1 protein-coding gene is annotated in these 1721 nt (G+C 69.1%); it reads left to right on the top strand.

Annotated elements, in window-relative coordinates; all coding sequences use genetic code 11:
- Window positions 1–113: 113 nt before the first annotated feature.
- A complete protein-coding gene (locus ACYVK7_RS17710; RefSeq protein WP_460889042.1) occupies window positions 114–1706 on the top strand; it encodes an IS1634 family transposase in 1593 nt (530 codons plus the stop codon).
- Window positions 1707–1721: the final 15 nt, after the last annotated feature.

Below are 1721 nucleotides of genomic sequence, written 5' to 3'. Positions count from 1 at the left end.
CCCGACTTGGCTCACGTTTTCGGGTACTCGGTGATGGTGGGTCGGTGACCTGGGCGGATGCTCGCTGAAGTGGGCGGTGGTGCGCACTAATCGGGGTGCCTATGGTGCTCGTCGTGGCGTATGTGCGGACGGTGAAGACGGCCTCGGGGGCTCGGGCTGTGCAGATCGTGCACTCCCAGCGCGGGGGCGCCCGGGATATCGAGCACCTCGGGTCGGCCCATACGGACGCGGACTGGGAGCTGCTCGTCGCGGCGGCGCGGCAGAAGATCGCCGCCGGGCAGGGTGAGCTGGACCTGCGGCTGCCCGACAGCCCGGCGAACGCTGGTGGGCCGTTGCCGATCACGGGGTCGCGGATGGGCGTGCTCGTCGATGCCCTGGAGCACGCCTACCGTGCCCTGGGGTTCGAGCGGGCCGCACGCCAGGACGAGGTGTTCAAGCAGCTCGTCCTGGCGCGGATCATCGAACCGACCAGCAAGCTCGACTCGCTGCGGGTGCTGGCCGAGGCCGGGATCGACGCGCCGTCGTATGCGACGCTCAAGCGGCGGCTGCGCGTCTACGCGGGCCTGCCGGCAAGAGGCTTGCCCCCGATCGCCCTCGACGACGACACCGACGAGGCCGAGGCGACCACATCGCTGGTCGTGGACCCGGCCGGTGGGTCATGGCGGGCCAGGCTGGCGAAGGCGTGCGCCGAGCATGTGGGCCTGGGGCCGGCGACGTACTGCTTGTATGACGTCACGACGCTGCACTTCGAGACCCACGAGGGCGACGGGTTCCGCGAGTCCGGGTTCTCCAAGGAACGACGCCTGGAGCCGCAGATCACCGTCGGGCTCCTCACGGACCAGGCCGGGTTCCCGCTCATGGTCCACGCGTTCGAGGGCAACCGCGGCGAGACGACCACGATGGTGCCGGTGCTGCAGGCGTTCATGACCGCCCACCAGCTGACCGACATCGTGATCGTCGCCGACGCGGGCATGATCAGCGAGGCGAACTGGCGCGCGATCGAGGCCCTCGGCTGGTCCTTCGTCCTCGGCGCACGCATGACCGACATCCCGATCGTGGTCCAGAAGTGGCGTGAGCAGCATCCCGACCAGCAGATCCCGGACGGGCACGTGTTCACCCGCCCCTGGCCCGCCGCACCCTCGGACAAACGACGCGACCACACGTACTACTACGCCTACTCCGCCGCACGCGCCAAGCGGACCCTGCACGGGATCGACGAGCAGGTCCGCAAGGCCGAGCAGGCCGTCGCCGGGAAGACCTCGATCAAGCGGAACCGGTTCGTGAGACTCACCGGCGCGACCAAGACCGTCAACCGCGACCTGGAGACCCGCGCCCGCGCGCTGGCCGGCATCAAGGCCTACGTCACCAACCTGGACGACCCGAGCGCCGAGCACGTCATCGCGACCTACTCCGCGCTGCTCAACGTCGAGAAGTCCTTCCGGATGACGAAGTCCGACCTTGCCGCCCGCCCCGTCTTCCACCACGTCCGCCACAGCATCGAGGCGCACCTGACGATCGTGTTCGCCGCCCTGGCCGTGTCCCGCTGGATCGAGAACAAGACTGGCTGGTCCATCAAGAAGTTCGTCACGACCACCCGCCGCTACCGCGAAGTCACCATCGCCGCAGGCGGGCAGACGATCACCGCCGCCGACCCCCTGCCCGACGACCTCCAGGCGGCCATCGACCTCATCCACCGCCCGCACTAAATGAGCCAAGTCGGG

This window comes from Promicromonospora xylanilytica, from assembly GCF_054782895.1.
This window is presented reverse-complemented; position numbering and strand designations above follow the sequence as displayed.